The organism is Alicyclobacillus sendaiensis NBRC 100866, from assembly GCF_001552675.1.
In the GTDB taxonomy this organism is placed as follows: Bacteria; Bacillota; Bacilli; order Alicyclobacillales; family Alicyclobacillaceae; genus Alicyclobacillus; species Alicyclobacillus sendaiensis.
Window position 1 is genome coordinate 1 of sequence record NZ_BCRQ01000095.1, and the last position, 5,544, is coordinate 5,544.

Sequence of the window (5,544 nt, forward strand, 5' to 3'; positions counted from 1 at the left end):
CTTCGGGCGGCGGGCCCAGGCGATCGAAATATAGTATAATCCACGGGAGAAAACCGTTGGGCACGATGCCCCTGTGCAAACGCCTATCGGCAACCATCGGACAAGGAAAGGATGCATGCCCTCATGCTCGGCATCTGGATCGGCAAACTCATCCTGTGGGTGCTCAGGCTTGGCGGAAGAGACGCCACCAGTTTGCCGGGTAAAGTGGCGCTCCGCATCTCCCCCGGCCTCATCCGTCACTTCGGCAGACAGGTGAAGCAAGTCATCGCGGTCACGGGGACCAACGGGAAGACGACCACGACCTCTCTCCTGGCGAGCATGGTCGCCGAGCGCGAACCCGTGGTGACCAACCACAAAGGTGCAAACCTCGCCCAGGGCATTGCCACGGCGTTTTTGCGGTCCTCCTCGTGGACAGGGAGACTTCGTACCATCACGGCGGTCTTGGAAATCGACGAGGCGACCCTGCCCGCGGTTGCATCGGACCTGCCGATTGGCGTGCTGGTCGTGACGAATGTGTTTCGCGACCAGTTGGACCGCTATGGGGAGTTGGATGGCACGTTGGCGAAACTGCTGGACGGCATCCGCAAGACGCAGGCGACCCTTGTCTTAAACGGGGACGATCCGCTGTGTCGTTATCTCGGCCTGCGCTCCGCGCGCAACGCGGTGTACTACGGCATGTCGCGAGAGACGGCGAGATCGCCTCGTCGCGAGCAGATGCGGGACGGACAGTTCTGCCTGATGTGCGGTCGGCCGCTTCGTTACGACGGGTTTTGGTATGGTCAACTCGGCCTGTACGCGTGCGAAGGCTGCGATTTTGTTCGCCCGCATCCCGCGTTTCAGGGAGCGCTCGAGGGAGGGTTCCTGCGGTTTGCCGAGGAAGGACTGCCGGCGCTTCTGCTAGACCTCCCGGTGTCTGGCCTCTACAACGCCTACAACGTCCTCGCCGCCGCCTCTGCGGCGCGCGCCATCGGCCTCCCCGCCGAGGCCATCCACGCGGGGCTTCGCGCGTACCAACCGCCGGAGGGCCGCATGCAGCGCTTCTACCTCGAGGCGCCCGTGACTCTGCACTTGATCAAGAATCCCACGGGTTGCGACAGCGTGCTCGATACCGTGGTGTCGGACGGAAGACACAAGGTCCTCGTCATTGGCATCAACGATCTCGCGGCCGACGGGCGAGACGTGTCTTGGCTCTGGGACGCCGACTTCGAGCTGCTTGCGGAGGACCCGAGGCTCACGTCCGTGGTGACCACGGGGCTTCGGGCGCACGACATGGCGCTGCGGCTCAAGTACGCGGGCCTTCTGGAAGCGAAGATCCGCGTCGAACCGGACCTCGGCGCGGCGCTGCACGAGGGCCTTTCCCAGAGTTCTTCCACCGGCGCCGTCATGCACGCGCTCGTGACTTACACGCTGTTGCACCCCGCCGCCCGCTGGCTTTCGGAAAGAAGGGATGAGCATGCGTCGCAAGGCCCTCTGTATCGCACATCTGTATCCTGAGCTGCTGAACCTCTACGCCGATCGCGGCAACATCGCGGTGCTGCAAAGGCGCCTGGAGTGGCGTGGCTTCGAGGTCGAAGTGGTGCGCGTGACGCACAGCGAGACTCCGCAGTTCTCGCGGTATCACCTGGTGCTTCTGGGGGGCGGATCGGATCGGGAGCAGGCCATCGTGGCGGAAAAGCTGAGGGCGTGCGCGCCGGAATTTCGCAGCGCCGTGCAGAACGGCCTTCCGGTTTTGGCCATCTGCGGCGGCTATCAGCTTCTCGGCGAATACTATCAGCTTCCGAGCGGCGAAAAGGTGCCTGGCCTCGGGCTCGTGGACATGGTGACCGAGGCTCGTCCCGATGCGCCGCGGCTCATCGGCAACATCGCGGTCTGGAGCGAAGAGGTCGGCGTGATCGTCGGATTCGAGAATCACGGCGGGCGCACGCGCCACGGCCATCGACCACTGGGGCGCGTGCTGCACGGTCACGGCAACGACGGCGTGAGCGGCCAGGAGGGGCTCCGCCACCTGAACATCTGGGGCACGTACGTGCACGGCCCGCTCTTGCCGAAGAACCCGGCGCTGGCGGACGCCGTGCTGCGCGATGCCTTGGGCTACGCCCACCTGCCGGAGCAGCTCGAGCCCCTGAACGACCGGCTCGAGCAGGAAGCGAGGACCGCGTTCGTGTCCCTGCGCATGGAGGACGTGGCACCCATGCTGAGGACGGAGGCCGAGCTGCGATGACGCAGATTCGCAAAGCCGCCACGCTCGTGGTCATCCGCGACGGGGCGAATCAAGACATCGAGGTGCTCGTCGTGCGGCGCGCCAAGACCATGCGCTTTTTGCCCGGATTCGTGGCTTTCCCGGGTGGTGCCGCGGACCCGTCCGACGCCGAGGTGGCCAAGCGCGCGGTCGGGATGCCCGCGTGCGCGGAGGATGAGGACGATCCCGCCTTGGCTGTCACGGCGCTTCGAGAGACGGCGGAAGAAATCGGCTGGCTCATCGCCGTGCAGGACGGGGCGGGAACCAGGATGGACGCGCCGCTTGCGCCGGACACGCAGGCCGATCTGTGCAGAGGCGGAGAGGCGCTTTTGGCGTGGCTTTCCGCGCACGGGCTCGCCTTCGATCTCGGCCGATTGCGGCGCATCGGCCGCTTTGTCACGCCGCCGACCCAACCCGTGCGATTCGATACGCGGTTCTTTCTCTGCTTGGGGCACCATCTCGGCGAACCGCGCGCGCACGGGGCGGAGCTCGACGCGGCGCTCTGGGCGCCCGTGCGCGACATCCTTGCGCGCATCGAATCCGGCGAATGGCCCGCGGTGCGCCCTACCCGCGCCGTGCTGAACGCGCTCGCGGCGTGCCCGAACGCCGACGTGGCCATGTCCACCCTGCGCGTCGATCCGCCGCCCCCCGCTTCAAATGAAAACGGCGCCGATTCGCGGTGAAATCGGCGCCGCTCTCCCCGCAGGCTCAGTGTTCGGTCGGCGTGACGTCTGCCATGCGCCCCCGATTCTGAATGACGGCGAGCGTGCAGCGCGAAATGCACACCAGCCGATCTCGCTCATCCACGATGCGGATCTGCCATACCTGCGTGGTGGATCCCCGGTGAATGGGCTCGGCGATGGCCTTCACCACGCCCTCCCGCATCGAGCGGAGATGGTTCGCGTTGATCTCCATGCCCACCACGGTCTTGCCCTGATCGCTCACGTTCAAAGCGCCGCCCAGGCTGGCCGCAGACTCGGCGAGCGCGACGCTCGCTCCGCCGTGCAGAAGACCCATCGGCTGATGCGTGCGACTGTCCACGGGCATGGTCATGACCACGCGGTCTTTCGTGGCCTCCAACACCTCCATGCCCAGATGAGCCATGAGCGTGTTGGGCAACGTCTCCCGAATATCCATCTTCACACCTCGTCTCCTGTCGATTCCCATTTCCAATGTGCGCGCGTCTCGCCGTGCACCGGCCGCAACACGAGCGCGCGGCACGGCGTCCCCGCGTTGCGCCACGCCAGCGTCATCTCGTCCGCGACGCGCAGGGCCACGTCCGGCTTGCACCAGGCGAGCAGTGTGGGCCCCGCGCCGCTCAACGTGACCGCGTAGGCGCCTGCGGCCATCGCCGCCCGCTCGACCTCGTCCGCTCCAGGCACGAGCGGCTTGCGGTACGGCTCGTGGAAGTAATCCAGCATGCCTCCGCGGAGAAGGTCGAGATCCGGCTTGAGCAGCGCCAGGAGCAGGCGGGCGCACTGCGCCACGTTTTCCACGGCCTCGTCGCGGGGATACGCCTTCGGCAGGACGCGGCGCGCGAGCTCCGTCGGCAGCGCGAACTCGGGCGTCGCGGCCACAAAGCGCAGGTTCGGCGGAATCGGCACTTCCGCCGTGCGCAGGCCGGCGCGATCGTGAAAGGCCAACACGCCGCCCCCCAGGAGCGCGGGGGCCACGTTGTCCGGGTGTCCCTCGAGCTCGGTGGCAAGCCGCAGCAGGCCATCACGCCCCAGCTTGCGATCCGGCGCGTACTCCTCGAGGAGCGCATTCGCGAGCACCAGGCCCGCGACAATCGCCGAAGCGCTGGAGCCAAGCCCAGAGGACACCGGAATCTCATTGTCCACCTCGAGCGCGAAGGATGGCAGCGCGCCGCGCGGGACCCCCACCTCCGCGAAGAGGCGATCCATCGCGCGAATGACGGCGTTGTCCTCCGTCTTCGGCAAGACCTCCGCCGCTTCGCCACTCACGCGGACCGCAAACGGCTCGCCGAGGCGCAGCGTGAAGGTGTTGTACAGCTGAAGCGCCATGCCCAGGCAATCGAAGCCCGGGCCGAGATTGGCCGTGGTCGCCGGCACGCGGACGGTGACCGCCCCGCGCATGTCACCGGGGCTCATGACAGCCCACCCAGCGCGCGCCGCACCGCATCGGGATTTCCATCGACCACGAGGGCCTCCTCCGAGGCGAGCCGCATGGCGCTGTCGGGATCCTTCAGGCCGTTCCCCGTCAGCACGCACACCACCGTTTCGCCACGGGCGACGCCTCCCTCGCGGTGGCGCTTCAAAAGCCCGGCGACGCTCGCGGCGGATGCGGGTTCGGCGAACACGCCCTCCTGCGCGATGAGCCGGTACGCCTCGGCGATGGCCTCATCCGCCACGCAGTCGATGGCGCCTCCGGACTCCTGGGCGGCCCGGACCGCCTTGTCCCACGACGCCGGATTGCCGATGCGGATGGCCGTCGCAAAGGTCTCCGGATGCTCGATGGGTTCTCCGCGCACGATGGCGGCCGCGCCCTCGGCCTCAAAGCCGAACATCTTAGGGCGGGCATCGATGCGCTTCTCCTCGTAGTAGCGCGTGAATCCCATCCAGTACGCCGAGATGTTGCCCGCGTTGCCCACCGGGATGTAGAGCGCGTCCGGCGCGCGCCCGAGGGTGTCGCAGATCTCGAACGCCGCCGTCTGCTGGCCCATGAGCCGATACGGATTGATGGAATTTACCACTTCCATGCCAAGCGGACCGGCCACCTCGCGCACGATGGCAAGCGCCTGATCGAAATTGCCGCGAATCGCGACGATGCGCGCGCCGTACTGCACGGCCTGCGCCAATTTGCCGAGCGCAACGTAGCCGTGCGGGATGAGGATCACCGCCTCAAGCCCCGCGCGCGCCGCGTAGGCGGCTGCCGACGCGGACGTGTTGCCCGTGCTGGCGCAGATGACGACGCGCTTGCCTGCCTCCTTCGCTTTCGCGACCGCGACCACCATGCCCCGGTCTTTGAACGATCCCGTCGGATTCGCCCCTTCGAATTTGAGGTACACGTGACACTCGAGCCGCTCGCTCAGCTTGTCCGCGTAGACGAGCGGTGTGTTCCCTTCGTGCAGCGTGAGCCGAGGCGTGCGCTCGGTGATGGGGAGAAAATCGCGATACACTTCCAGAATGCCCGGCCAACCCGGACGGACGCCTTGTGCCATGTCCATTCTCCTTTGTGACGCTCAGCGAGCCAGCCCTGCCAGGCTCACCTGTTGAACCTCTGGAATCGAATGTACTGACAAATCAGGGTGTTCGTCAATCGAGCCGCTTCGATTTGTCCGTGTC

Annotated in this window: 6 protein-coding genes; 3 read left to right on the forward strand and 3 right to left on the reverse strand. The window is 66.7% G+C overall.

The genetic code is table 11. From position 1 onward, the window contains the following. Positions 1–123 precede the first annotated feature (123 nt). From AS26_RS13040 to AS26_RS13050, 3 genes are read left to right on the forward strand one after another with little or no spacing between them, the layout of a single operon-like run. The gene (locus AS26_RS13040; protein WP_062310415.1) at positions 124–1,494 is read left to right on the forward strand and encodes a Mur ligase family protein; all 1,371 of its coding nucleotides are present in this window, start codon (positions 124–126) and stop codon (positions 1,492–1,494) included. Further along, positions 1,454–2,221, forward strand: a complete 768-nt coding sequence (locus AS26_RS13045) for a type 1 glutamine amidotransferase (protein WP_062310418.1) — start codon at positions 1,454–1,456, stop codon at positions 2,219–2,221. Before AS26_RS13040 ends, AS26_RS13045 begins: the two co-directional genes overlap by 41 nt. Further along, positions 2,218–2,922 (forward strand): NUDIX hydrolase, encoded by a 705-nt coding sequence (locus AS26_RS13050; protein ID WP_062310421.1) that lies wholly within the window; start codon positions 2,218–2,220, stop codon positions 2,920–2,922. The genes AS26_RS13045 and AS26_RS13050 overlap by 4 nt, the downstream gene beginning before the upstream one ends. 25 nt (positions 2,923–2,947) lie before the next feature. On the opposite strand, the gene AS26_RS13055 is transcribed toward AS26_RS13050, so the two are convergent. Genes AS26_RS13055 through thrC form a run of 3 tightly spaced genes read right to left on the reverse strand, consistent with a single transcriptional unit; the run spans position 2,948 to position 5,420 of the window. Further along, positions 2,948–3,358 carry a hotdog fold thioesterase gene (locus AS26_RS13055; protein ID WP_217997438.1) on the reverse strand — a complete coding sequence of 137 codons (411 nt, stop codon included), beginning with the start codon at positions 3,356–3,358 and terminating at the stop codon, positions 2,948–2,950. A 20-nt stretch (positions 3,359–3,378) separates the two neighbouring features. Then, a complete protein-coding gene (thrB, locus tag AS26_RS13060) occupies positions 3,379–4,350 on the reverse strand; it encodes a homoserine kinase (RefSeq protein WP_062310424.1) in 972 nt (323 codons plus the stop codon). After that, the gene (gene thrC, locus AS26_RS13065) at positions 4,347–5,420 is read right to left on the reverse strand and encodes a threonine synthase (protein WP_062310428.1); all 1,074 of its coding nucleotides are present in this window, start codon (positions 5,418–5,420) and stop codon (positions 4,347–4,349) included. The genes thrB and thrC overlap by 4 nt, the downstream gene beginning before the upstream one ends. Between the last annotated feature and the right edge of the window lie 124 nt (positions 5,421–5,544).

Coding starts and splice junctions, on each gene's coding strand:
- thrB (WP_062310424.1), bottom strand. CDS start 4,350: ATGAGCCCCGGTGACATGCGCGGGGCGGTCACCGTCCGCGTGCCGGCG.
- AS26_RS13050 (WP_062310421.1), top strand. CDS start 2,218: ATGACGCAGATTCGCAAAGCCGCCACGCTCGTGGTCATCCGCGACGGG.
- AS26_RS13045 (WP_062310418.1), top strand. CDS start 1,454: ATGCGTCGCAAGGCCCTCTGTATCGCACATCTGTATCCTGAGCTGCTG.
- AS26_RS13040 (WP_062310415.1), top strand. CDS start 124: ATGCTCGGCATCTGGATCGGCAAACTCATCCTGTGGGTGCTCAGGCTT.
- thrC (WP_062310428.1), bottom strand. CDS start 5,420: ATGGCACAAGGCGTCCGTCCGGGTTGGCCGGGCATTCTGGAAGTGTAT.